The organism is Parabacteroides sp. KHUB-03 (genome assembly GCF_056640975.1).
In genome coordinates this window covers 2950182-2976295 of sequence record NZ_CM153257.1, presented here as the reverse complement: position 1 = coordinate 2976295, position 26114 = coordinate 2950182, and the positions used below count along the sequence as shown (strand labels likewise).

Annotated in this window: 18 protein-coding genes; 7 read left to right on the top strand and 11 right to left on the bottom strand. The window is 41.0% G+C overall.

Features of this window, described 5'->3' with window-relative positions; genetic code table 11:
• Positions 1 to 48: 48 nt before the first annotated feature.
• Complete coding sequence (gene pfkA / locus ACYIB7_RS12820) at positions 49 to 1029, top strand: 6-phosphofructokinase (RefSeq protein ID WP_103982568.1); 981 nt, start codon at positions 49 to 51, stop codon at positions 1027 to 1029.
• 56 nt (positions 1030 to 1085) lie between these two features.
• On the opposite strand, the gene meaB is transcribed toward pfkA, so the two are convergent.
• The 6 genes from meaB to ACYIB7_RS12790 form a co-directional block, all read right to left on the bottom strand.
• The gene (gene meaB, locus ACYIB7_RS12815) at positions 1086 to 2189 is read right to left on the bottom strand and encodes a methylmalonyl Co-A mutase-associated GTPase MeaB (RefSeq protein ID WP_103982569.1); all 1104 of its coding nucleotides are present in this window, start codon (positions 2187 to 2189) and stop codon (positions 1086 to 1088) included.
• A gap of 38 nt (positions 2190 to 2227) precedes the next feature.
• On the bottom strand, positions 2228 to 3337 hold the full coding sequence (locus ACYIB7_RS12810; RefSeq protein ID WP_103982570.1) for a DUF1573 domain-containing protein: 1110 nt from the start codon (positions 3335 to 3337) through the stop codon (positions 2228 to 2230).
• Between the two features lie 27 nt (positions 3338 to 3364).
• Entirely contained in the window at positions 3365 to 3742 is a 378-nt protein-coding gene (locus tag ACYIB7_RS12805; RefSeq protein ID WP_099464288.1) for a DUF1573 domain-containing protein, read from the bottom strand.
• Between the two features lie 78 nt (positions 3743 to 3820).
• Positions 3821 to 9466 carry an alpha-2-macroglobulin family protein gene (locus ACYIB7_RS12800; RefSeq protein WP_480337333.1) on the bottom strand — a complete coding sequence of 1882 codons (5646 nt, stop codon included), beginning with the start codon at positions 9464 to 9466 and terminating at the stop codon, positions 3821 to 3823.
• Positions 9467 to 9565: 99 nt separating this feature from the next.
• A complete protein-coding gene (locus tag ACYIB7_RS12795; protein WP_099464286.1) occupies positions 9566 to 10060 on the bottom strand; it encodes a dihydrofolate reductase in 495 nt (164 codons plus the stop codon).
• Positions 10061 to 10122: 62 nt separating this feature from the next.
• A complete protein-coding gene (locus ACYIB7_RS12790) occupies positions 10123 to 10917 on the bottom strand; it encodes a thymidylate synthase (RefSeq protein WP_103982572.1) in 795 nt (264 codons plus the stop codon).
• A 212-nt stretch (positions 10918 to 11129) separates the two neighbouring features.
• Between ACYIB7_RS12790 and ACYIB7_RS12785 the strand changes: the two genes are divergently transcribed.
• Positions 11130 to 12260, top strand: coding sequence for an aldose epimerase family protein (locus ACYIB7_RS12785; RefSeq protein WP_099464284.1), 1131 nt, complete (start codon positions 11130 to 11132; stop codon positions 12258 to 12260).
• Between the two features lie 526 nt (positions 12261 to 12786).
• The gene (locus ACYIB7_RS12780; protein ID WP_103982574.1) at positions 12787 to 13137 is read left to right on the top strand and encodes a hypothetical protein; all 351 of its coding nucleotides are present in this window, start codon (positions 12787 to 12789) and stop codon (positions 13135 to 13137) included.
• A 16-nt stretch (positions 13138 to 13153) separates the two neighbouring features.
• Here ACYIB7_RS12780 and porE read toward each other — a convergent pair whose 3' ends face one another.
• Positions 13154 to 15130, bottom strand: coding sequence for a PorE family type IX secretion system protein (porE, locus tag ACYIB7_RS12775; RefSeq protein ID WP_103982575.1), 1977 nt, complete (start codon positions 15128 to 15130; stop codon positions 13154 to 13156).
• A gap of 65 nt (positions 15131 to 15195) precedes the next feature.
• Positions 15196 to 16419, bottom strand: coding sequence for an S-adenosylmethionine:tRNA ribosyltransferase-isomerase (locus ACYIB7_RS12770; RefSeq protein WP_103982576.1), 1224 nt, complete (start codon positions 16417 to 16419; stop codon positions 15196 to 15198).
• A gap of 62 nt (positions 16420 to 16481) precedes the next feature.
• Between ACYIB7_RS12770 and ACYIB7_RS12765 the strand changes: the two genes are divergently transcribed.
• The 3 genes from ACYIB7_RS12765 to ACYIB7_RS12755 are packed head-to-tail and all read left to right on the top strand — an operon-like array spanning position 16482 to position 20191.
• A complete protein-coding gene (locus ACYIB7_RS12765; RefSeq protein ID WP_480337331.1) occupies positions 16482 to 17540 on the top strand; it encodes a DUF2027 domain-containing protein in 1059 nt (352 codons plus the stop codon).
• Positions 17540 to 18016 (top strand): CYTH domain-containing protein, encoded by a 477-nt coding sequence (locus tag ACYIB7_RS12760; protein WP_103982578.1) that lies wholly within the window; start codon positions 17540 to 17542, stop codon positions 18014 to 18016. The genes ACYIB7_RS12765 and ACYIB7_RS12760 overlap by 1 nt, the downstream gene beginning before the upstream one ends.
• 15 nt (positions 18017 to 18031) lie before the next feature.
• Entirely contained in the window at positions 18032 to 20191 is a 2160-nt protein-coding gene (locus ACYIB7_RS12755; RefSeq protein WP_480337329.1) for a S46 family peptidase, read from the top strand.
• 1402 nt (positions 20192 to 21593) lie between these two features.
• Here the strand turns inward: ACYIB7_RS12755 and ACYIB7_RS12750 are convergent.
• From ACYIB7_RS12750 to hemW, 3 genes are all read right to left on the bottom strand, one after another.
• Positions 21594 to 21761: a hypothetical protein gene (locus ACYIB7_RS12750; protein ID WP_199163412.1), complete on the bottom strand. Its 168-nt coding sequence runs from the start codon at positions 21759 to 21761 to the stop codon at positions 21594 to 21596.
• Positions 21754 to 22329, bottom strand: a complete 576-nt coding sequence (locus ACYIB7_RS12745; protein WP_099464275.1) for an ATPase — start codon at positions 22327 to 22329, stop codon at positions 21754 to 21756. The genes ACYIB7_RS12750 and ACYIB7_RS12745 overlap by 8 nt, the downstream gene beginning before the upstream one ends.
• Before the next feature lie 141 nt (positions 22330 to 22470).
• A complete protein-coding gene (hemW, locus tag ACYIB7_RS12740; RefSeq protein WP_103982580.1) occupies positions 22471 to 23598 on the bottom strand; it encodes a radical SAM family heme chaperone HemW in 1128 nt (375 codons plus the stop codon).
• A 229-nt stretch (positions 23599 to 23827) separates the two neighbouring features.
• Here hemW and ACYIB7_RS12735 point away from each other — a divergent pair, with 229 nt between their 5' ends.
• The gene (locus tag ACYIB7_RS12735) at positions 23828 to 25984 is read left to right on the top strand and encodes an elongation factor G (RefSeq protein WP_099464273.1); all 2157 of its coding nucleotides are present in this window, start codon (positions 23828 to 23830) and stop codon (positions 25982 to 25984) included.
• The last annotated feature ends 130 nt before the right edge of the window (positions 25985 to 26114 follow it).

Genomic DNA, 26114 nt, shown 5'->3' with positions numbered 1-26114 from the left:
GCTTTTATTTATTACTTTTGCCACGAACAATTAAAATAAAAAGACGCTATGTCTACAGTTAAGTGTATAGGTATTTTAACATCCGGAGGCGATGCTCCCGGAATGAATGCAGCCATTCGTGCAGTAACACGTTCCGCTATATATAATGGAATGGCTGTGAAAGGCATATATCGTGGATTCAAAGGATTGATAACAGATGAAATCGCAGAGTTTAAGACTTCCAATGTAAGTAATATCATTCAGCGGGGCGGTACAATTCTTAAAACAGCCCGTTGCGACGAATTTAAAACTCCGGAAGGCCGTAAGCAAGCATATGATAAATTGAAAGAACATGGCATTGAAGCATTAGTGGCTATCGGTGGTGATGGAACATTGACTGGTGCACGTATCTTTGCCCAGGAGTTTGATTTGCCGGTTATCGGTTTGCCAGGTACTATTGACAACGATTTATATGGTACGGATGTTACCATCGGTTATGATACAGCCTTGAATACTATCATGGAGTGTGTAGATAAAATACGTGATACAGCTACGTCACATGATCGTTTGTTCTTTGTTGAGGTAATGGGCCGTGATGCGGGTTTCCTTGCATTGAACGGGGCTATAGCTTCAGGTGCGGAAGCGGCAATTATACCGGAAATATCTTTGGAAAAAGACCAGTTGGCCGAAATGATAGAGACTGGTTTCCGTAAATCTAAAAACAGTAGTATTGTGCTGGTTGCCGAAAGTGAAGTAACGGGCGGTGCTATAGGTGTTGCAGAGCGTGTCAAAAAAGAATATCCTCAGTTTGATGTGCGTGTTTCTATTCTGGGGCATTTGCAGCGTGGCGGTTCCCCTTCTGCACAGGACCGTATTTTGGCAACACGTATGGGGGTAGCTGCTATCGATGCTTTGTTGGACGATCAGCGTAATGTTATGATGGGTATCCAGAATGACCAGATAGTCTACGTTCCGTTCTCGAAAGCTATTAAAAATGATAAACCAATAAACCGCGACTTGCTGAATACGTTGCGGGTTGCATCAATCTAAATAAAAAAGCCTCAGGGTAAATCCTGAGGCTTTTTTATTTGGTATCTGAACTTGTCTTATTTATTTGTCCCTTTCAGGTTGTCTAAGAATAAATCCATCATCTTTTTTGCTGCTATGAAAGAACTGATTTTATTATTTAATACCTGCTTTTCCGTTGTTTCCAGCATGCTTTCTACAGCCGGGTTGTGATAGAATGTATCCCGTAATGTATCATTGATACTTTCATACATCCAATACTTCGCTTGCTCGTTTCGCTTGAAATAGAAATATCCGTTCTTTTTAGTGAAAGCCATATATTCGCCTACCATATCCCAAATCTCTTTGATTCCTAAATTATAATAACCGGAATAGGTCAATACTTTGGGAAACCATCCTGATTCGGCTGGCGGAAAAAGATGTAAGGCATTGCGGAATTGTGCGGCTGCTAAGTTTGCTTTGTCAATGTTGTCTCCATCCGCTTTGTTGATAATAATACCATCTGCCATTTCCATGATACCGCGTTTAATACCCTGAAGTTCGTCGCCTGTACCTGATAACTGGATTAACAGAAAGAAATCTACCATGGAGTGAACGGCTGTTTCACTTTGGCCAACCCCGACTGTTTCTACAAAGACTGTGTCGAAACCGGCAGCCTCGCATAAAACGATTGTTTCACGGGTTTTACGGGCAACTCCTCCTAACGAACCGGCCGACGGTGAAGGACGGATGAATGCGTTTTTCTCTCTGGATAGAGCTTCCATGCGGGTTTTGTCTCCTAATATACTTCCTTTGGAGCGCTCGCTGCTTGGGTCGATGGCTAGTACCGCCAGCTTGCGCCCTTCGTTTATCAGGTGCATTCCAAAAGAATCGATAGACGTGCTTTTTCCGGCTCCCGGTACTCCCGTTATACCGATACGAACTGACTTTCCTGCGTGGGAAAGACATTTCTCAATAATTTCTTGCGCTATCTTCTGATGTTCGTGTTTTGAGCTTTCAACCAAGGTTACTGCCTGGCTTAATATGGTGATATTTCCTTTTAGGATACCTTCTACATATTCGGATACGGTATATTGTTTACGTTGCAAACGTTTCTTCATATAAGGATTTACAGTCGGAACGTCGGCTACGCCTTGGTTTACTTTTAATCCTTTATATAAATCGTTGTTTTCGGGATGTTCCATATAGATAATTATTTAATGTGTCGCAACACATTGTTTTATTATTTCTGAGCTGTTATTTTAATCAGACGTACCGGACCGTTCGGGTCGTTACAAACGATATTGATAAGGGCTTCCAGCTTCGCTTTTATTTCACGGGGACGAATTGTGACTTTATAGGTTGCCGTTTCTCCCGGTTTAATTTCTTTTTTACCTCCTGATATGTCTATCAACTCGTCATCGCAGCTTGCGCTATAAATAACAAGAGTGGATTTACCATTGTTCGTAATATCGAATGTTCCGGTTATTTTAGCTTTAATCAGAGGTAGAATGCTCCCTTTCTCCGGAAGTTTACCAAAATCCAGCAATGTTCCTGAAAGTTGGGCTACGGGAGCCTGTGCTTTTTCTGCTGCGGAAAGCTTTGTGAAATTGTCAACAATGTTTGCTGCAATATGAATTTTGTCGGAAACTTCTTTTTGGCCGATAGAGGCTACTTCCAATGGAATATCGGTTGTGATACGTCCTTTTCTTTTGGCTGCACCGGCATTCAGAAGGAAGGTGATCTCTCCGGTCTCTTCGGGTTGCAATGTTGCCGGCTGAACGTTTACTGTTAAATAATGAGGCACTTTGCCTACATGTATTGTCAGTGATGTTTTACCGTTATTTGTAATATTGATTTTTTCTCCCAATATTTCTTCCGGCCGTACGGTATTATACAGGATTGTTTTGGAAGTTAATTTCAAATCTCCTATTGAATACGGATAAGAAAAGACAGGATTTGAAGGTTTAGGCGTAACATTTCCTTTGATAGCAAGGGAGTAACTGCCTTTCTTACCATTGCTGAATATCGAAATTGTTTTGTAAAACGGACCCGGACGGCCTTTGGGATTGTAGGTTACTTTTACTTCTCCTGTTTTGCCCGGGGCGATAGGTTCTTTTGTCCATTCAGGTTGGGTACATCCGCAAGATGCAGTTATACGGGTGATAACGAGCGGGCTGTTTCCTGTATTTTTTATAGTAAAAATATGACTTGCCAACCCTTCGGCTTCGGCTATTGTCCCGAAGTTGTAGGTTAGCTCGTCTGCGCTGATAATTGGATTATTCTGGGCTTTGGCCGAGACAAAAAGCAGCGTACTGATAAAAATAAGAACAATCTTTTTGACGTTCAGCATTTCTTGCTTTTGGTTTAACTGGTTTTATTATTCTACATTACCCCGGATAGTTAGTATATAACTACCTGTTTTGCCATTGCTGTAAACAGAAATTGTTTTTGCAAAAGGACCGGGACGTCCGGCCGGATCGTATGTGATTTTAATGTTGCCAGACTTACCGGGAGCAATCGGCTCCTTTGTCCATTCAGGGGTTGTACATCCGCAAGATGCTATTACGCGAGTGATTACCAGAGGGGCATCTCCTGTATTTGATATCTGGAAGGTATGGGAAACCTTTCCGTTGGCTTCTTTTATGTCTCCGAAATCATGTGTTGTTGTTTCTGCTGAGATGACAGCTTTCTGCTGGGCAGAAGCTATACCTGTAGCTAGCAAAATCGCCATAAAAATAAAAATAATCTGTTTCATCTTTCTTTTTACTTTAATGTTGTTTATGGGGCAAATATAAAGATTTAATGGTTAATGGCGCACCATTAACCATTAATATTAATTATAGACTGTTATCATTTCCCCTTCGGTGCGTGATATGAATTCGGGTGCGTAGAGACATTGAATAGTACTTATGCCTCCCGAATATTGTCCTTCACGCACTACATATACTGCATATTCCAGTACAAAAGTACCTTGCGGCAGATGATCGAAGAAAAAGTTTTCAGAAACATCTTCAGGCGAACGGTAGAACCAGACGCCGTCACGATACTCTGCTCCCGACAATTGTTGAGCAGGCTCGAAACATCCTGCACGCAGGTCTTTTAAGGCAACATAATCCATACTCTGATCATTACGGATTACCAGCCGTACTATTACTTTGTCTCCTACATGTAACTTTTGGTTATTGTTTACCGGTGTGATTTGTAAACCATCTCCGCTGTTGGATTCGATGAACAATTTTTTTTCTATATTTAATACACCTTTCTGCTTTGTGACTTTATCAATAGACTGGAAGTACTGATTGTATACCGCACCCCAGGCAGGCGTATCTCCTTCTTTCTGAATAGTAATTGTATTCATAGACGGAGTGATGTCGTTTTGCGGGATTACTTCTTTGATATATCCGAGAGCTGTAACGCCATTGGTTGTATCGAATGATTTTCCTCCCCATTGAACGGTGCATGTATTATTTTCATTTAGCCAGTCACTGCCTGTCAATAGTAATGCATAGATTGCGTTGACAGTAGATGGAGCAGATTCCCAGTTCTGAGTGCGTTTTTGGTTCAGAAGCCATTGTTTCATCCGATCAGTTTCCTTTGTGTTTGGTGAAATCTCATAGAATGCAGACATCAACATGCAGTGCGTATCAATCGGAGATGTGAAATAGTTGCTTGTCGTCCGGTTATTTGCCCAATACATACCTTTTACTTCGGAGCTTGTGGCTGTTTTACGTAACCAGGCAAGAATATCGTTTGCAACATCTTTTTTCCCATTACGATACATTAGCAATGCAATTTCCCCTTTATTATATAGCGATTCTTTGTTCCAGTATTTAGCCGCTTGAGTTGTATAAAAGCGGATTGCTTCGCGGGCACTGCCCAGTTCCGGGATGTCACGGTAGCTACTGCGTACGAATAAATAATCTATTTGTTCCGATGAAGGGCGACTATTCTGCCAGCTCTTTTCTGTTTTTATCAGTTGGTTGTAGTCTTCTTCCATTCGTTGATCCAGGAAATTCAAGGCTTTTATTTGCATGCGTTTTTCCTGCTCTTCGTATTGGATAGCATTCATCTGTGTCAGTTGTGACATGCCTTTCAGTATTGTTAACGTTATATTCCGGCTTCCGGGGAATCCTTTAAACCAACTCCATCCGCCGTCCGGATTTTGTTCTTGCAATAAATGTTGTAATGCAGCTTCACGTTGTCCTGCAGCACGGTTTAAATCGAATAGTACGGAAAGGCGTTGCTTCTGTTCTGCCTCGTTATTGGCAGCAAGTACCCAGGGAGTTTCTTCCAGAAGGATGTTTTTCAGTTCCTGATTCTTCTCCAGATTGGAAAGCAGGGTGGAGGCATCTCCTCCTTTTGCCGTCCATTGGCTGATAACCTGCTGGATGCGCGGATGCGACCGGGCAATGTAGCTTGCTAATGTATTGCTATAATAAGAGGCAAACCAAGAGAGAATATTGTCGTTATCCGGTTCTGTCAATGTTGGCAGAGCTTGCACAGCGTACCAAACAGGGTTAGCGCTAAGCTCTAATGTGTAACGGAAAGGTTTTACATCCTTGCTCTCAGTAAGTTGTATTTGTTTTTTACCATTGCCTATCAGATAGAAAGGAGTACTTTCAGTCACCAGTATTTGATTGGAAAGAATCGGGACGAGGTGTTGTTCTCCATCGCTGCCGTTATTTGATTCGGCTACAATACGACAACCTAGCAAGCTGATATGTTTAGGTACAGGTACAGTCCATTGTACAGCCGTAATGCTGTCTGCCGATAAAGTGAACGGTTTTTGTGCCTTTGTAAGACAAACAACCGGCTGATCATTTTCCGGATCGAATAATTCCAGGCTGACGCGTCCTGTTATTTCCTTATTCGATTGGTTGATAACTTGCGTACTGATTGTAACCTGGTCGCCTTGCCGCATGAAACGTGGAAGGTTGGGCAATACCATCAGAGGTTTGCTGGTCACCACTTCTTTAGACAGGTAACCATATTTCAAGCCCTCCGTCTGTGCCAGTAATTGCAGTTTCCAGGTTGTATTGCTTTCCGGCATGGTAAAGCCGAATGCAACATTGCCGGCAGCATCGGTAACCAATGCAGGATAGAAAAATGCAGTTTCGGCAAAATCGCTTCTAATACTAGCCTTATTTCCTTGGGCGGGGGCTGAACTTTCATTAGAGAGATTTTGATGGACTGGTGCATCTTCGCTTTCGGCTACGATTGCATCAGTAGCTATGACAGCTTGTTCTGCCATTGGAGCCGACTTCATAACCGCACCTCCAAATGCAGCACGTGTCGAATATAACCGGTTATATCTGAATCCCATGTCCAACACTCCTTGCCAGTTCAGGCGGTCGTATATATATTCGGGAACCGTTTGCCAGACTATTTTAGCCGAACCGTAACCTGTATCTGTGCCGAAACCATTTCCTGCGACGAACCGGGGAGCTTGTAAAGATATGTAAGGAACCGGCCGGAATGCCCAGTTAAACGGTGTGAGTTGATCTAGCGAAGCATCATACATGCTGGCTAAAACTTCCGCTGATACAGCGATAGAATCGGCATCCAGAATACGGAATTTCCAGTTTTCCTTACTTCCCGGCAACAAATGATCCCGGAATGTTTCTGTCAGGATTGTGAGTTGCCGGTTGGGCTGATAACGTTGTATCTGAACCTGAGTTGTGTACATCTTTCCTTCTTTTATAAAGGTGAGAGAAACTACAATCCCATTTCCATATTCGGTTTTGAATGGAATACGGAAGTCACGATTCTCATCGCTCATCTCGATTAACCTGCGTTCTATACATTTACCATTGTTGTATATTTCATACAAAACTGAAGCTTTCTGGTCGGATGTGCCAAATATAAAACGGGCATCTTCTCCGGGCAGGCAACTTGTTTTCTCTGTAACCAGCCAGGTGTGACTGAATACAGGAGGACGTTTATCATGTTTATCATACAAGACAATGTCTTGCTCCATTTTTACCGCTTGCCCGTTTTTGTCGATAGCTTTCACTTCCAGACGATAACGCCCGGAGGGTAATTGGCTGAATACAGACTTTGGCAATGGTTCGCCGGATGTAAAATTACCGGAAACAATTTGTTTACCCGTTTTTAAGTTGTCAATATTTTGTTGACCGTCTGACGGTTCGCCAAGCAAAGTATAAATAGTGAATGTCCCATTTGTCGAAACTTCTCTATTGTTGACTGTGCGGGCAGAGATCGCTACTTTGGCGGAATCTTTATCCATTTTAGACGGCATATCGATAAGGAGTAATATGCCTGTATCACCTACTGAGAAGGTATACCGGGCTTCTTGTGTTTCTCCTTTGCTGTCGGTCAGTGTTGCAATTACTTCGTAGCTTTGGTAAGATGGGCGTCCGCTATAATTTTTTTCGGGAACGAACGGAATAGAGAAGTTCCCTTTGTCATCCAATTGAGCTGTACCATTGGCAACCTGGTCGGATGAATAATTAAAATAGCCATACATGCTACCACGCAACCAGAACGGGCGGTTATTGATACGCCATGTGATTTGTCCGTTTTGTAAAGCTACACCTGAGTAGGTTTGTGCTTTGCCTTGAATGGTGATTGGATGTCCGAAAGACACTTCCTCTTTTAAAGGTTCTATTTCTACTTCAAAGGTCGGCCGTTTATATTCTTCTACCTGGATATAAGTATTTACATTATTGCAATTGACGGTAAATGTTCCGCTCAACCCTTGTTTAGGAATGGTAAATTCTCCATTGAAAGAGCCAAACTCATTTGTTTTATATGCTTTGTTTGTAATTTCTTTATTGTTTGCATCCCGGAAACTAACTGTAAATGTTTGTCCGGCAACCACATGTGGATTGTCCGTGCTTTCTACGTAAGCAATGCCTTTAAAGAATACGGTTTGTCCCGGACGATAAATTCCCCTGTCTGTAAAAAGAGACAATTTTGTGGCACTTTTATCATTTGAACGATAAGTGCCTCTCGGATAAACAAACGTAGGAATTGTTTTTGTGTCGTTTGAAAGAATTGCACGGTAAGCGGCAATTTGTTTGTTTAAAGGTAAAGTTGCCAGGCCATCTTTATCTGTTTTGATAGTTCCTAACGAGACTAGTTTATTATTAGGCTGGCTGTAATAGATGACGGAAGCATCCTTTACAGGTTTGCCGGATTCATAATCTGTTACCCATATTTCCCGTTCTCCCGAAGGTGAGTTGCGGTGAACTGTAGCCAGGCGGCTTACACTGAATATATTCTTTATTTTGAATTGGCCGGTTGTTTTACTTTTAGCTATAATTTCACATTCGTAAAGCCCCGGTTTATCCATTGGGATAGATAATGTAGTATCAGCACTTCCATATGGTGTATAAACAGGAAGTGTATAGCTTACTTCTTTCACCAGTTGTCCCATATTCTTCTTGTTTTCCGAATATAAATAGACTTCTTCGGGAGTACGTAAACTTTGATATATTTTGATTGAAACCTGCGGGACGTTTGTATAACGTAAAGCGACTTGCAGATTCTTACCGGGATAGACCGTTTTGTTTACTTCTGCGTTCATTGTAGGTAAGGTTAGCTGATCGAGTGAATTTTTTAGCGAACCGGTACGATTATAATTAGGGAATTCGCTGATCCCCTGTTTACATATGATATATTGTAAAGCTTTTAATGAATCGGCATACATATTGTTTTGGGCATACCTGTATGGTGTTTGCTGTAGCAGGGCAACTTTGGCTATGCGGATTTCGTTGGATATATCCTGACCGGCATATATTTTCATTAAACTATCAAGACTGGCTTCGTATTGGTTGCGGTTCTGAACACCATATTGATCGTATTGGTAACGCAAATAATCTAATTCATCCAGCAAAAGTGCTTTTTTATTTGCTTGATTGCGACGGAACGCCAGTAATTCCTGGTAAAGAGCATCGGACGGCTGTATCTCAATAGCACGGAAAATCAGGAAATCGTATAATGTTGGCCGTAAAATGCTTGAATTTTTACCTGTAATCAGAATGGTTTTATATTTATCTATAGGTGTCTGTTGTAGTAAAGAGGCTGGTTGTAAAGATGTTGTCAGCTCTTCTTTTATTTTGTTTGTGAAAAGATTTGCCGTCCATTCACGAATGTCTTCGGGAACATAGCCTGCCAGGTCTGTGCGCTGATTAATGTTCCATTGGTTTTGATTATAATAATGATTGTACATTTCCGCTACCATTGAATGAAGAATGGCAGATGAGGCTGAATCGTTGCAAGCCTTTGTATACGTTTCTACTTCTTTTATTAACTCGGGAAATGTATCATCGTTTTTCTCCAGCTGATTCTTCATTTTTGTTATCAATGATTGAATCAGCGCAGCAGTGTTTTTTGATTGGATTGCTTCTGTAATTGCCTTCTGGTTAGTCGATTGTTTAGTTGCTCCGGCATATAGTATGCCGGCTGTTATACCGCAAACGATCAGGATTGAAACAACAAATGCTCTTATCTTCATATCTTTACTTTTTTAATTGACAATTATGCATTGTCAACAGTTTCCTATTATATATAGATACAAAGAAAGAGCAAAAAGTTGTAAAACGTACGTTAATGTTTACTTTTTACGCACGTAAGTTAAAAATGTATATGGGTAGGGATTCTTTTTATCCGCCGGAAATTCCTGGCGTTCTACTTCTTCCCATAAATCCCAGTTTATTACCGGGAAGAAAGAAGTAGCATCTTCAAATTCATGATGAATGCGGGTAATATACATTTTGTTTGCAATGCGTAAAGCCTGGCGATACACCAAGGCGCCGCCGATAATAAATATTTCGTCTTCTTTTTCGCAAATATCTAATGCTGCACCCATAGATTCGCAAGCGAAGCAATCTACGAAGCCTGCTTCCGGTAAAGTTGTCAATACAATATTTTTTCGGTTGGCAAGTGGCTTGGAAAGAGATTCGAATGTTTTACGTCCCATAATTACGGCATGTCCGGTAGTCAATTCCTTAAAATGTTTCATGTCTTCCGGCATGTGCCACAACAATTGCTGGTTTTTCCCGATAGCATTGTTGTCTGCGATAGCTGCGATGATAGAAATTGTACTCATAAGCTTATCGATTTTTGTGTATTAAACTGTTTTGTTATCATTCTATAAACGGAACTGTTTTGTCAAACAGCCACGTCTCCTTTTATGTGAGGATGCGGATCATATCCTATTAAGGCAAAGTCTTCGTATCTGAAATCAAAAATGCTTTTAATTTCAGGGTTGATCTCTACTTGTGGCAATTGGCGCGGTTCGCGGGTAAGCTGCAATTTTACCTGTTCCAAATGGTTACTATAAATGTGTGCATCTCCTAAAGTGTGTACGAAGTCTCCTGCTTTTAGTCCTGTAACCTGTGCCATCATTTGTAATAACAGTGCATAAGATGCTATGTTGAAAGGGACACCCAGAAATATATCGGCGCTTCGTTGATATAATTGCAGGCTTAATTTTCCGTTAGCCACATAAAACTGGAAAAAAGCATGGCATGGAGGCAGATTCATATTATCCAGGTCGGCTACGTTCCATGCACTTACAATAATCCGGCGGGAATCCGGATTGTGTTTGATTGTTTCAACAGCCTCCGTTATTTGATCGATAGCCCCTCCTTTGTAATCTGGCCATGAACGCCATTGATAACCGTAGATATGTCCCAGGTCTCCATCTTTATCCGCCCATTCGTTCCAGATGCGTACACCGTGTTCTTGCAAATATTTTACATTGGTATCGCCTTTTAGAAACCATAGCAATTCATATATGATGGATTTCAAATGCAACTTTTTCGTTGTAAGTAACGGAAAACCTTCTTCCAGATTGAAACGCATCTGATGACCGAACACGCTGATTGTTCCGGTTCCGGTGCGGTCTTCTTTTCTTGTCCCTTCGGCTAGAACTCGTTCTAGCAATGCCAAATATTGTTTCATCCTTACTGTTTATAGTGATTGGCAAAGTTACAAAATGTATTGTATAAAACAAGATAATTCTATGCACACATGAAAACTGTTTGTGCATAAAACTGAGATGATAAATATCGGGAGTTGCAACTATGAATTTCTGTGTGCCTGTAGCAGTTAGTTTTAGATATAAAGTCTATCTTTGCCAAATAAATAGAAGAACACTTTTAATTCCTATTCAAATGAAAAGACTATGTATGGCTGTTATGGCAATGTGCATGTTGTTGTCGTGCGGCGAAAAGAAGGAAGAGGCTACTCTTTCTGGGTTAATGAAATCCGATTTCGTATCGGAAGTAGATGGCAAACCGACCGCATTGTATGTTCTAAAGAATAAGAACGGAGCCGAAGCGTGTGTAACGAATTATGGCGGACGTTTGGTTTCTGTAATGGTTCCCGACAAAAACGGTAAGATGACAGATGTTGTATTGGGTTATGGCAATATAGCAGATTATGTAGCTTCCAGTGGCAATTTCGGAGCATTGATCGGACGTTATGGCAACCGTATTGCCCAGGGTAAGTTTACGTTGGACGGCACTGAATATGAATTGCCCCATAACGATAATGGCCATTGTTTGCATGGTGGTGATAAAGGTTTTCATGCCGTAATGTGGGATGCTAAGCAAATTAATGATCAGTCGGTAGAGTTATCCCGTGTTTTTCCGGATGGTGATGCCGGTTTCCCGGGTAATCTGGATGTAAAAGTCATTTATACATTGACAGATGATAATGCAGTTGATATTAAATATGAAGCAACTACCGATAAACCTACTGTGGTGAACCTTACAAATCACAGTTATTTCAATTTGTCCGGTGTACCCGGTTCTGATATCCTGGATGAAGAAATCATGATTAATGCAGACAACTATACTCCGGTAGATAGTTTATTAATTCCGGTTTCTGAGATAGCCCCGGTTGAAAACACTCCTCTCGACCTTCGTCAGCCAGTGGCTATCGGTGCTCATATTGATGAATCGTTCGATCAATTGGTAAAAGGACGTGGTTATGATTTAAACTGGGTTTTGAATACGAATGGAGATATAAATGTATTGGCAGCTAAGGCTTATAGCCCAACCAGCGGCATTGCTTTGGAAGTTTATACCAACGAGCCCGGAATCCAGTTTTATACTGGCAATTTTATGGATGGCAAGGATAAAGGCAAACAGGGTACCGTATATCCTCACCGCGGAGCTTTTTGCCTGGAAACGCAGCATTATCCGGATAGTCCTAATCAACCTTCATTCCCAAGTGTTGTTCTTCGCCCGGGCGAAAAATATACGAGCCACTGCATCTATAAATTTGTAGTAAATAAATAAAAGGAAAAAGGATGCTTTTTGACTAAAAAAAACATCCCGGTCATTTTCTGAAACCATCCCGATGATTTGTACAAATCATCGGGATGGTTTTGTTTTTAACCTTGCCTTTTAGGGGAGAGATGGACACGGTTTTAATGACGTTATTTGTTCCATGAATCTCTTCCTTGATATTTCTTATGAATAAATATGTTTCGTTATTTTTTGCTATATTTGCCCCATCATATAAAGGTCGAGGCTTTGATTTCCCTCCCTTTGTACGTAGAGTACGATAAAGCGTTTAAGATATTATCTTTGAAACTGGAAATCGCCAACTTTCAATTTTGGACGAAGGTAATAGCAATAAGCGCTCACCCCTTGTTATATACATTTATCATGTATGATAATATAGGGCGTGGGGCTTTTGTTTATTATTTGTCCGAAAGGTGTTTGGCGATGCCTCAGTTTCGAATAATAGATTAACAGTTCCCACGCTTTTTAATTTATTTATTTGCCAAACAAGGGAGAACTGTGAGGCATCTACCATATTATGAAGTTAACGAATGAACAACGGATGGCAATATGCCGTATCTTATTGGATGTCGTGAATGAAGTGGGAGAAGATGTTTCTCTTATCCGGTCTCGCCACTATCCGGCTTTACAGGAAAAAGCCCAATTGACGGACGGAGATTTTTATGCTGCTTCGCAAGTGACTGTATTGGCAAGTATAACACTTGTCAAAGATATTCATTACAAACTGAAGATGCTGATGGGACTTACCGTATTCGAACTTTATTCTCAATGCAAACAAGTGACGCTCCAGCAACGTGTAACGTTTGGCATTCTGATGAATGCGATTGACTGGCCCATTTCTTTTTCAGAAATCAGCACGCTGTCATGATGGGGGTACCCCCATATTAGAACAAATTATAATTTGTTCTTAATACCTTAAACTCGGTTCTTCGGTTTATCTGGTCTGCAGTTTCCTGTTGTTCGGGGGGAAGGTTTAAGATAAACTCTTCTGTTAACACATCTCCTTCTGTTAGAAAATCGTATAATTTGGCCATCTTTTTGTTGATAACTTTGGGTACACTTTTCCCATATCCTTTTGCTTCCAGGCGATCTTTAGAAATTCCTCCGGCTATCAGATAGTCTACCACAGATTGGGCGCGGCGTTGTGCCAGGCGTTCGTTGTACTGCTCCGATCCTTTACGGTCTGTATGTGCTCCGAGTTCGATAGTTACATTCGGATTGTCGTTTAGCATCTTAATCATTTCATCCAATGCTTTCTTTGATTCGGGACGCAGGGTTGCTTTGTCGAAGTCGTAAAAAATATTTTCTATGACGACGGGCTTGCTGATGGGGGAAAGGAAGAAATCCACGATATAAGTCTCATTTTTTTCTTCCGGGCTTGTTTTTAATTCATAATTCTGATTTAAATATCCGCGTGCACTGGCCATCATAACATAACGTATATCACGCTCCAGTTCAACCCTGTATGTGCCGTCTTTTTTGGCCGGTACTTTTACATTAAGGCCATCCTTTCCTACAATGCGGATTGTTGCATTTTCTATAGGATATTCGTCTACATCGTTTACAATGCCTTCAATAAAGATTGTGATGGTAGGTAGTTCAAATGAATAAATATGGTCGTAACCACGTGCATCGTTACGGTTTGAACTAAAAAAACCTTTTTCTGCTTTACCGGCGAAAGTGATGCCAAAATCATCTCCCATGGAATTGATAGGACTACCTGCGTTTACTACATTCCATTTACCGGTGCTGTCCAGTGTTGCTTTGAAAATGTCTAACCCTCCCATACCGGGGTGTCCGTTAGATGAGAAATAAAGAGTCACAGAATCCCGGACATAAGGAAACATTTCATCTCCGGGAGTATTTATTTCCGGACCTAAGTTTTCCATTGGTCCGAAGTCGTTCCCTATAATACGCGCACGAAACAAATCCTTTCCTCCAAAGCCTCCGACAGCATCGGAAACAAAATATAGATATTTTCCGTCCGGAGAAACAGCCGGGTGCCCAAGAGCCGTAACCGAATCTTTTACGATAGTAGCGCGTGTGCCTTTACCCCATTTGGCACTGCTACGGGCTGATACATAAATCTCAGAAGTGCGTGGCCCTTCCGGATCTTGCGAACAATAAGTATAGTACATTGTGTTTCCGTCGGGCGAGAAGGAAGGGGTTCCTTCGTCAAATTCGGTATTTACCTCATCTTCCAGTTCTATGGGTGTTAGCCATGCTCCTTTTTCATCCTGTTTGACCAGAAACAGGTTGTTGTTGTTTTGGCCGGTTATTGCGCTTATTTTAGCGTCTTTATCTTTTGTGCGTGAAGAGGCAAAATATAATTGATCATATTTGTCTCCTGCCAGCATCGGGCTGAACTCTCCTCTCCTGGAGTTAAATTTCTCCATTCGTTTTACTACATAGCGGGTCGGATTATTGCGCCAGTCGGGAGCCATTTCGCATCCCTTTACGCCATTTAATGCAAGGATATTATCGGATGACGTTGCCAGAAAATCATTGTAATACTTGATGGCGTCTGCATATTTACCGCTTTTTTGAAGCATTTGTCCCATACGTAAATTAACCGTACTGTCCGGGTAATCATATCGGAGCGCATTCATATAGGCACTGGTTGCTCTCGGTGTATTGTTGATCAGACGGTTGCATTCGGCCATGCGATAAGCAATATAACCGCGCAAATCTCTTTTTTTAGGAGGGGTTTTTGTATATATTTTACGATATAGCCCGGCAGCTTCAAAGTATTCCCCAATGCGTTGTTTTTCTTCTGCATCACTTAATTTGACCGATTTGCAGGAATAAAGGAACGAAGCTGCCAGCAGCAAAAGTAGATAAGTTGCGAAATATCGTTTCATCTTATTAGTTGTATATCCATACAAATATAACGAATAGCAGATAATGTTATTGCATCCCTTTTTCCTTATCTTATAAGTAGTGAGCTGTCTCCGTAACTTAAGAAACGAAATTCATGCGTCAGCGCATAATCGTAGATCGCTTTCCAGTTTCCTTGCACAAAGGCTGATATAAGCAAAAGTAGGGTGCTTTTGGGTTGATGGAAATTTGTTACGATCCCTCTTACAATCTTAAATTCATATCCCGGAGCAATAATTATCTGAGTAGCCGTAACAAGTTTGTCTGTATGATGGCTGTCGAGATAGTCCAGTATGTTTTGCAGGGCTTCTGTTGGTGTCAGGCGATTGTTCCCTTCTTTATAAGGCATCCACTGCCTGACAACAAGATCGTCGGAACTGGCATCCGGATTGTTTGCTAATGCGACGCCTATATAGTAAAGGCTTTCTAATGTCCTGACAGAAGTGGTTCCAACGGCAATGATTTTACCCAGATTGCTTTTTACCCGTTCAATGGAGCTACGGCGTACGGATATAAACTCCGTATGCATTTCATGTCCTTCTATCGTATCGCTTTTGACAGGTTTGAAAGTACCGGCACCTACATGTAACGTTACTTCTTCCCTTCCGATATTATGGGCATCTATATCTGCCAATACTTCCGGAGTGAAATGCAATCCTGCGGTTGGGGCAGCGACTGATCCTTTTATTTTAGAGTAAACCGTTTGATAGGTTTGTAAGTCACTTTTTTCAGTTTCCCGGTGGAGATAAGGAGGAATAGGCAATATTCCGGCGGCATCTAATAAGTCTGCAAATGTGTAAGATGGATTATCCCAGGTAAACTCGATATGATGGCTATCGCCACATGTATGTTTTTTTTCTGCATTTAAAGTCACCGGAGTATCGTTGATAAGAATGGTTTTGCTTAATAGCCCTTCTTTCCATTTTTTCAGGTTCCCTACCAGGCATGTCCAGCTGCAACGTTCCGTTTGCTGGAATACCAATGCATAATCGTGTGGTTCTATAGGCTCCAGGCAAAAGACCTCTATTTGGGCACCGGTCTCTTTTTTAAAGAGTAACCGGGCTTGTATTACCCGTGTATTGTTGAATACCATCAAAGAGCCTGCCGGTAAATATTCTGTGATGTGCTTGAATATACTTTCGCTTATTTTACCGTTACGGTAAAGAAGAAGTTTAGACTCGTCACGTTGTGGTAACGGAAATTTTGCGATTCGTTCGTCGGGCAGCGAATAATTATAATCTTCGATGCGTATCTGCTGAGTTTTTGTTGCCATTGCTTTAATATCTGCGCAAAATTAGTGAACTTTGTCCACATAATAAACAATAGATAAAAGATATGAGCATTAAAATAGGAGACAAAGTAAGATTCCTTAATAGTACGGGAGGCGGTATTGTCCGTAGCTTTAAAGGAAAAGACCAGGTTCTGGTAGAAGATGAAGATGGTTTTGAAGTTCCTGCGTTTATACGCGAAGTTGTTGTCGTGGGCGAAGGGGATATGCAGGTTCATAGCTCTAATAAACCGCAGGTACAAGCACCTGTAGAAACCCATGTATCAAAACCCGAACCGAAAGTTGAAGACGTGCAGGAGGAAACCATTGAAGGTGAAAGGCTGAATATTTATCTGGCTTATTTACCTTTAGATCCCAAATCCATCCAGCAGACCGGCTATGAGGCCTATTTTGTAAACGATAGTAATTACTATCTGTTTTTTAATTATATGAATAGGTTGAATAATAGCTGGATCAGCCGTTATAACGGACTGGTGGAACCAAATACGAAAATATTTATAGAGGAATTCGGGAAACAGGAATTAAACGACCTGGAGCGTGTTTGTGTTCAACTTATTGCGTTTAAAAAGGATAAGCCCTATTCTTTAAAAAACACAGTATCTGTAGAATTACGTTTGGATACGGTTAAATTCTATAAACTGCATTGTTTTATGGAAAATGACTATTTTGAAGATGATGCCCTTTTATATCCGATAGTACGTGGTGATTTACCCGAAAAGGAACTCCTTGTTTCTGCAACTGATCTGCAGGAGGCTATGCAGCAGAAAGCAAGGGATGACAGACGCATTCCGCAAAACATTGTAAAGAAAAAGGATGTAAACAGTGCCGTGTTGGAAATTGATTTACATATTAATAAGTTACTGGACAATACGAATGGGCTGAGTAATGCAGATATGTTGAATTATCAGCTGGACAAGTTTCATGAAGTACTGGCTCAATATGCTAATCATAAAGGACAGAAGATCGTCTTTATACATGGTAAAGGAGACGGAGTTCTCCGTAAAGCTTTAGAAAAAGAGTTAAAGACAAGATATAAACAGCATTATTACCAGGATGCGTCTTTCCGCGAATATGGTTTTGGCGCCACAATGGTAACTATAAAATAATGGCGACAGAGATAGAACGAAAATTCCTTGTTTCCGGTGATTTTAGCAAGGAAGTGTATAGTAGCCAACGTATTGTACAAGGATATATTTGTTCTCAACCTGGACGTACGGTGCGGATACGTATTCGGGGAGAAGAAGGTTATCTCACTATAAAGGGGCCTTCTGACGAAAAAGGGTTGAGCCGTTATGAGTTTGAACAACAAATCTCCCTTACAGATGCAGAGCAGTTGCTCTGTTTATGCGAACCGGGAGCAATAGATAAAATTCGTCATTTGGTACATGTGGGCAAGCATGTATGGGAGGTAGATGTCTTTTATGGAGCAAATGAAGGTCTAATCGTTGCCGAAGTAGAATTGGTTTCGGAAGATGAATCTTTTGAGAAGCCCGCTTGGTTAGGAGAAGAAGTAACAGGAGATCGTCGTTATTATAATTCTATGCTAACTAAAAATCCTTATACACAGTGGGATAATGACTAAACAACAATAAACACCATGATCAGGAAATTTATTTTTTTTATTGCAACAGCTGTACTATCGTTGCCGGCAATGGCAGATGAGGGAATGTGGTTGTTGCCATTATTGCAACAACAGAAGCTCCCGGAGATGAAAGCACTGGGCTTGAAGTTGGAAGATTATGATATTTATAGTCCTGATTCGGCTTCGTTGAAGGATGCTGTCGTTATATTCGGCGGCGGATGTACCGGCGAAGTTGTTTCACCTGATGGGCTTATCCTTACAAACCATCATTGCGGCTATGGAAGTATCCAGCAGCATAGTACATTGGAGCATGATTATCTGACGGATGGATTCTGGGCTGCAACCCGTGATCAGGAATTGTCAAATCCCGGACTTACCGTTACTTTTATTGATCAAATAGATGATGTGACGGAATATGTCAGGGCTGAATTGGAGAAAGATACAGATAACAGACAGAACTTTCTTTCTTCCAGGTATTTGAATGGGCTGGCAAAAAAGAAAGCAGGAGAAAAATTTTTGCAGGATAATCCGGGGGCAGAGGTAGAGATCAAAGCTTTTTACGGAGGCAACAAGTATTATATGTTTACGAAAAAGGTTTATTCGGATGTTCGTTTGGTCGGAGCTCCGCCATCTTCGATAGGAAAGTTTGGCGCTGATACAGATAACTGGATGTGGCCGCGGCATACAGGCGATTTTTCTGTGTTTCGTGTGTATGCCGATGCTGATGGCAATCCTGCCCCTTATTCGGAAACAAATGTCCCGCTTCGTCCCAAACGATGGTTTAAAATCTCTTTGAAAGGGGTAGCGGAAAATGACTATGCTATGATAATGGGCTTTCCCGGGCGTACCAATAAGTATTATACATCCTGGGAAGTGGCTGAAAGGCGGGATATAGATAATGCCGTTCGAATTAATATTCGTGAACTTCGTCAGCAGGCCATGCTGGAAGAAATGCTGAAAGACCCCCAGGTGCGTATACAATATGCCAGTAAGTATGCCGGTTCGACAAACGCCTATAAAAATGCTATTGGCTGTAATTGGGCTATCAATAATCGCAATTTTGAGCAAGTGAAACAAAAAGAGCAGGATCGTTTGATTGCTTGGTCCGGTAAAATGTCGGAACCTTCATATCCTGAAGCATTGGAGACATTGGCACAAATTGTATCAGACCGGAAAGATATGCGTTTCCGTAACTGGATGCTTGACGAAGCTTTGGTGCGTGGTATCGAGTTTGCGAATATAACTACCGATATCCAATCTATGTGTGATGCTCTGGGTGGAAAAGACCGCGCAGAACAACAAAATCAATTATTATTGCTGGAAAGAGCTTATTTGCGTTTTGCCGATAAAAACTATTCTCCGAAAGTAGATAAAAAGATAGCGAAGATAATGTTGAAGGAATATTGCCGTTTGGTACCAAAACAATCACAGCCGGAGTATTTTGCCATTATAGATAAAAAATTTAAAGGAGATGTTGATAAGTTTGTAGATTATATTTTTAAAGAATCTATATTCGGTAGTGAGGCCAACTTCAATAATTTTAAAGCCCGTCCCTCGGTTAAGGCTCTTCAGGAAGATCCGATGATCTTATTTGCAAAATCGGTGCAGGCGGAAAAGAAGATTCTGACTGAGGCATTGAAGGGTTTTGACGATAGTTATAATTTGGCGCATAAAGAATATGTAAAGGGGCTGTTGGCTATGCATGGAGATTTTGCTGATTTTCCGGATGCTAACTCAACTTTGCGCCTTACTTATGGCCAAGTGAAAGGATATAGCCCGCGTGATTGCGATTATTATGGTTGCCAGACTACGCTGGATGGAGTAATGGAAAAGGAAGATTCTACTAATTGGGAATTTGTTGTTCCTGCCCGTTTGAAAGAATTATATCAGGCCAAAGACTTTGGGTGTTATGCTATGCCGGATGGCAGAATGCCTGTTGCTTTCAGTGCTACGACCCATACTACAGGAGGTAATTCGGGTAGTCCGGTATTGAATGCAAATGGAGAGATGATCGGTATTAATTTTGACCGTAACTGGGAAGGTGTAGGTGGCGATATCCAATATTTACCCGATTATCAGCGTAGTATTATTGTCGATATCCGTTATGTCCTTTTTATAATAGACAAATATGCAAATGCCGGTTATCTGTTGAAAGAAATGGATATTGTAAAGTGATATAGTCTTTGGACATATCACTCACTTTGTCACCTTCTGTCACCATCTTCGGGGCTTATCCCCAAATTGTAAAAGATCTGATGTCTGGTATAAATTGCTGATAAATATATTATTATTCTATTATTGCGAGGTTATGCTTGCTGCATTTTAGTGCTTCCCGCGAACATTTTTGCTTACTTTTTCTTCTGACAGAAAAGTAGACAAAAGATACAAGGTTGTTTTTGTCACTTTTGGCTTGACCCAAAAGTAACCAAAAGGTCAAGGCTACACCGTCCGGGCTACTTCGGCAAAAGACTTCGCTGAACCAGCGGAACTCGCTTCGCTCAGACAGCCGCTGGTTTCGTCGCTGCGTCTTTTACCTGCGTTTAACGCCCAGCCGCTGATGCCGCTAACAAGAAAGCTAAGCTAAGCGCAGCTTTCTTTTGGGATGGCCGATACGGTCTGTTCTTTTATGGCTTTAGCCTGGTTTCAATTGCCGTCTGCTTCAGCTGACGGACTAAAGAGGGATTTATCTGTATTGGCTTCAGCCAAATTTCTTCTTGGAAAGTTCTTTTTGATTATCTCATTCTTATTGGGCTGAAGCCCTTGAAAGATGAAGGCTTTACTATCCGTCGGTTAAAACCGACGGCAATTGAACTTAGGCTAAAGCCATATTAAAGAAGCGCCCTTATTAACTAAATCTAATGCTATTATAAACTAAATCTAATTCTATCATTAACAACAACCGGATGATAATGCCATTGTTTTAGGGAAGCTTTGTATGTTTTGTGAAGAAGTTAAGTAAGAAAGAGTAACTGTTTTTTTTATGGCTTTAGCCTGGTTTCAATTGCCGTCTGCTTCAGCTGACGGACTAAAGAGGGATTTATCTGTATTGGCTTCAGCCAAATTTCTTCTTGGAAAGTTCTTTTTGATTATCTCATTCTTATTGGGCTGAAGTCCTTGAAAGAAGAAGACTCTACTATCCGTCGGTTAAAACCGACGGCAATTGAACTTAGGCTAAAGCCATATTAAATAAGCAATAAACAGCTTATTCAAGCATCAGGGAAAGTGTTCGCGGAAGTGTTAAAATGAAATCCGTATTGACTGTTTTAAAGGTTTAAAAACCGCGTTAGTATCATGTAATATTATCTATAATAGCAGATTGTATGATTGTATAGAATGTTTGTAGATAATTTTTCAGATTTTGAAATACCCCCCCCCGAGGACAGTGGCAGAAGGTGACAAAGTGAACCCTTAAACGACCTTTTATTGGGGCCCATATATGACAATATTGGGGTAAGCAACTAAATTGAACAGGGTAGGCAACCTGTAAAAAAGAATAGGCAATTGAAAGGGGCTGCCTAACGAGTTTCATTCGTTAAACAGCCCCTTTGGTAATTCTATTTAGAATGGAATTTATAGTTTAGATAAACTTTTCGATGTCTGCTGCTTTTACTCGGAATACGTGTCCGTTACGGGAAAAAACAAGTTCGCCATCTTCTTTCTTTTTTTCAGTTACTAAACGCTGGAAAGCAATATTTGCACCTCTAACTATATTTTCCTCGAATTCTCTTACTTCTTGCTCACTCATGATGTTCAAGTTTTGTGTAAATACTCGGTTTATATATCTCCTTTTTATCATTCTTAAAGCCTTTGGCAATAACTTCCATAGGCGACATTGAATTGTCTGTTATCATCCAGTAGTCACTGATAGGTATGTAAAGTTCGAATAGATTGTGGATACCCGCTTCGTAACGGCGACGAATCGTGCTTTCCGGAATATTGTGTCCTCCGGCCGCAACCCGCATCTTTACACGCTCAACTGCTAAATCCGGGGTATTAAGCCAGAAGTATAACAATGTAACGTAGTAACCCATCTTTTGTGCTTCCCGTATCAGGTTTGCAACCGAACGGGTAGCCAGTGTAGTTTCCATTGCAAAAGTCTCACCGGCTCCGATGAGTTCCTTTATACGTTTATACATAATACGGCTTGCTTCAACGGCTACGGCGATGTTGTCTGCATTGAAAGGGGAAAGCCCCTTGGCTATCTCGTCCGAGTTGACAAACTCTTTACATTTCAACATTTCTGGCAGAATTGTAAAAGAAGCTGTTGTCTTCCCTGCGCCGTTGCATCCTGATATAATGTATAAATATGGCACTACTTGCTGTATTTTGACGGGACAAATATATGTAATAGTTTTTAATGTTGGTTGATTTTCTTCTCAAAAATAACAAAAATGTGCAACAAATGTCCTTTTAACATGCCTGTTCGTTGTCTAAACCAGCGTTTTTGTGTAAAATTAAACCCAAAGGAGGTCACTCATTATTCCGTCAGAAATGAAAATTCCCCGGCGGGAAAAAGTTAAAGTTTCGTTTTCCTGAATCAGTAAGCCCTGTTTTTTATGGATTGCAGCTTGTTGTTCACAATAAGTTCTGAGTTTGTTTCCGAATTGCTCCTGAATTTTGTGAAGGTTGATGCCCCACATGGTTCGGAGTCCGGTTATGATATAGTCGTTGTAGCGGGTGTATAGATCCAGTTTTTCTTTTTCAATGGAAGGAATACCGGTATTGATGCTTTTGATATATGCGGGTAGGGATGAAATACCCCATTCTCGTTCTGTTCCATTGTAGGAATGGGCGGACGGGCCAAGGCCTAAATACTTTTTTCCTGTCCAGTATGAACTATTATGTTGGGATATGAATCCGGGCTTGGCAAAGTTGGAAATTTCATAATGCTGATAACCGGCTTCGGTCAGTTTATCTATCAGTGACGAAAACAGGCTGACGCTTAAATCTTCCGCTATAGGTTGTATTTTTCCGGCTTCTTTTAATTTGTATAGCGCAGTTCCTTCTTCATATATAAGATGATAGGATGAGAGATGGGGTACGTTTAATTCTATTGCCTCGTCCAGATTATGTATCCAATCGGCCAAAGTCTGGTTAGGAAGACCGTAGATAAGATCAATGCTGATATTGTATATGCCGTTGTCTTTACAAAGATTGACTGCTTCAATAGCTTGCTTGCGGTTGTGCCTGCGATTAAGAAAATGAAGGTCTGTTTCCTTAAAACTCTGCACTCCCATACTAACCCTGTTAAATGGAAAGTTGCAGAGCATGGCTACATATTCGGGAGTCATATCGTCCGGGTTTGCCTCTAGTGTAACTTCCTGGCAGTTTGAGCAGTTGAATGAGCGATAGATTGCGTCAAATATTCTTTCAAAATCAAAAGCTTCTAACTGGGAGGGTGTACCACCTCCGAAATAAATAGTATTCAAAGGTTCGTTGGCTAAATATTCTTTTCTGAGGTCTATTTCCCTGATGATGGCGGCTACATACGATTCTTTGTATTTCATCTTCGTATTGGAAAAAAAATCGCAGTACAAGCATCGCTTGGCACAAAATGGAACGTGTATATAAAGCCCTGCCATATTGTTTGGTTTGATTGTTTAACGTAGCAAACTTAAATAAAAATAGCCATTGCTTTGGTTTATGACGCGACTTTTTGAGACTTTTAAAGTCTAGCCTGCTTAATAACATAGTTCTCAAACAGGGGTGTATGCGTTGCTTTTCTCCTTAACAATCTCTAATTTGCGGCCTCATGACGCGATATTCATGAAAAAGAAACTTTATTGTTAAACTCATTAAATACCTGAAATCATGAAAGTATACCAAACAAACGAAATTAAGAACATTTCTATCTTGGGAAGTTCGGGCTCTGGGAAAACCACTCTCGCTGAAGCTATGCTTTACGAGGGTGGAGTTATAAAACGTCGTGGCACAGTGGACGGTGGTAATACGGTGTGCGACTATTTCCCGGTTGAGAAGGAGTATGGTTACTCAGTGTTCTCAACCGTTTTCAGTGTTGAATGGCAGGATCGTAAACTGAATTTTATAGATTGTCCCGGTTCGGATGACTTTATAGGCGGTGCGGTTTCGGCTTTGAACGTGACAGATACGGCGTTGATGGTATTGAATGCCCAATATGGAGTTGAGGTGGGAACTATTAATCAGTTCCGGTATACAGAACAATTTCATAAACCGGTTATCTTTGTGGTAAACCAGTTGGATAATGATAAAGCGGATTTTGACGGGACTGTTGCCCAACTGCAAGACCGTTGGGGAGGGAAAGTGGTTTTAATCCAGTATCCGGTGAATGTAGGTGCTGCTTTTAATGCAGTCGTTGATGTGTTGAAGATGAAGATGTATCGTTGGAAACCGGAAGGAGGAGTTCCTGAAGTATTGGAAATACCGGAGGATGAAATGGAAAAAGCCATGGATTTGCACAAAACACTGGTTGAAGCTGCAGCCGAACATGATGACATGCTGATGGAAAAATTCTTTGAAGAAGGAACTTTGAGCGAAGATGATATGCGTGCAGGCATTCGTGCAGGTTTGGTAAGACGCGATATGTTTCCTGTATTTTGCGTGTGCGCAGGTCGTGATATGTGCGTGCGCCGTACCTTGGAATTCTTAGGGAACGTGGTTCCTTGTACAGATAAAATGCCTCGCCTGATAACAACAGAAGGCGTGGAAGTTACTCCGGATTCAAATGGCCCTACCAGTTTGTTTTTCTTTAAAACTACAGTAGAACCTCATATCGGTCAGGTTTCTTATTTTAAAGTGATATCAGGTAAAGTAAAGGAAGGTGATGATTTAATGAATGCCGACCGTGGTTCGAAAGAACGTATTGCCCAGCTATTCTCTGTTGCGGGTCAGAACCGTAACGAGGTAACGGAAATGGTTGCCGGAGATATTGGTGCAACTGTGAAGTTGAAAGACGTTCGCCGTGGTAATACGTTGAATGGAAAGGGATGCGATTATCGTTTTGACTTTATAAAATATCCTGACCCTAAATACCGTCGTGCTGTTAAACCTGTGAATGAAGCGGATGCAGAAAAGATGATGGAGATATTGATTCGTATGCGTGAGGAAGATCCGACATGGGTAATAGAACAATCAAAGGAATTGAAGCAAACTATTGTTTCCGGCCAGGGTGAATTCCATCTTCGTACATTAAAATGGAGAATCGAAAACAATGATAAAGTAGCAATCGAATATATTGAACCCAAAATACCATATCGTGAAACGATTACTAAAGCCGCACGTGCGGATTATCGTCACAAGAAACAATCCGGTGGTGCAGGTCAGTTTGGCGAAGTTCATTTGATTATAGAACCGTATTACGAAGGTATGCCGGCTCCGGATATGTATCGTTTTGGCGGACAGGAATACAAAATCAGTGTGCGCGATACGCAGATAATTGATCTCGATTGGGGTGGTAAGCTTGTGTTTGTAAATAGTATTGTTGGCGGAGCTATTGATGCCCGTTTCTTACCGGCTATTCTGAAAGGTATTATGGGACGTATGGAACAAGGTCCATTAACCGGTTCGTATGCCCGTGATGTACGTATAATTGTTTATGATGGAAAGATGCACCCGGTAGATAGTAATGAAATATCTTTCATGCTTGCAGGCCGTAATGCTTTCAGCACTGCATTTAAGGAAGCCGGGCCAAAGATTTTGGAGCCGGTTTATGATGTGGAGGTTTCTGTTCCAGCCGACTATTTGGGAGATGTAATGAGTGATCTGCAAGGACGTCGTGCTATCATTATGGGTATGAATAGTGAAAAGGGATTTGAGAAATTATCGGCAAAAGTTCCTTTGAAAGAAATGTCTTCTTATTCTACTTCTTTGAGTTCTATAACTGGTGGCCGTGCTTCATTTACAATGAAATTTGCTAATTATGAGCTTGTTCCGTCTGATGTACAAGATAAATTATTGAAGGCTTATGAAGCTACTCAGTCGGAAGAGTGATTTATAAATAATAATTAATACATTTGAATTGGAGGGCTGTTCCTGTGAGGGAATAGCCCTTTGTCATTTTATCTTCATTGTCTTGTTTTATAGTTGTAATATAGATATCGTTCATTTGTTCTGTATTAAA

Bases quoted from the DNA above. Each gene is read 5' to 3' on its own strand.
- pfkA (WP_103982568.1), top strand. From the start codon at position 49: ATGTCTACAGTTAAGTGTATAGGTATTTTAACATCCGGAGGCGATGCT.
- meaB (WP_103982569.1), bottom strand. From the start codon at position 2,189: ATGGAACATCCCGAAAACAACGATTTATATAAAGGATTAAAAGTAAAC.
- ACYIB7_RS12810 (WP_103982570.1), bottom strand. From the start codon at position 3,337: ATGCTGAACGTCAAAAAGATTGTTCTTATTTTTATCAGTACGCTGCTT.
- ACYIB7_RS12805 (WP_099464288.1), bottom strand. From the start codon at position 3,742: ATGAAACAGATTATTTTTATTTTTATGGCGATTTTGCTAGCTACAGGT.
- ACYIB7_RS12800 (WP_480337333.1), bottom strand. From the start codon at position 9,466: ATGAAGATAAGAGCATTTGTTGTTTCAATCCTGATCGTTTGCGGTATA.
- ACYIB7_RS12795 (WP_099464286.1), bottom strand. From the start codon at position 10,060: ATGAGTACAATTTCTATCATCGCAGCTATCGCAGACAACAATGCTATC.
- ACYIB7_RS12790 (WP_103982572.1), bottom strand. From the start codon at position 10,917: ATGAAACAATATTTGGCATTGCTAGAACGAGTTCTAGCCGAAGGGACA.
- ACYIB7_RS12785 (WP_099464284.1), top strand. From the start codon at position 11,130: ATGAAAAGACTATGTATGGCTGTTATGGCAATGTGCATGTTGTTGTCG.
- ACYIB7_RS12780 (WP_103982574.1), top strand. From the start codon at position 12,787: ATGAAGTTAACGAATGAACAACGGATGGCAATATGCCGTATCTTATTG.
- porE (WP_103982575.1), bottom strand. From the start codon at position 15,130: ATGAAACGATATTTCGCAACTTATCTACTTTTGCTGCTGGCAGCTTCG.
- ACYIB7_RS12770 (WP_103982576.1), bottom strand. From the start codon at position 16,419: ATGGCAACAAAAACTCAGCAGATACGCATCGAAGATTATAATTATTCG.
- ACYIB7_RS12765 (WP_480337331.1), top strand. From the start codon at position 16,482: ATGAGCATTAAAATAGGAGACAAAGTAAGATTCCTTAATAGTACGGGA.
- ACYIB7_RS12760 (WP_103982578.1), top strand. From the start codon at position 17,540: ATGGCGACAGAGATAGAACGAAAATTCCTTGTTTCCGGTGATTTTAGC.
- ACYIB7_RS12755 (WP_480337329.1), top strand. From the start codon at position 18,032: ATGATCAGGAAATTTATTTTTTTTATTGCAACAGCTGTACTATCGTTG.
- ACYIB7_RS12750 (WP_199163412.1), bottom strand. From the start codon at position 21,761: ATGAGTGAGCAAGAAGTAAGAGAATTCGAGGAAAATATAGTTAGAGGT.
- hemW (WP_103982580.1), bottom strand. From the start codon at position 23,598: ATGGCAGGGCTTTATATACACGTTCCATTTTGTGCCAAGCGATGCTTG.
- ACYIB7_RS12735 (WP_099464273.1), top strand. From the start codon at position 23,828: ATGAAAGTATACCAAACAAACGAAATTAAGAACATTTCTATCTTGGGA.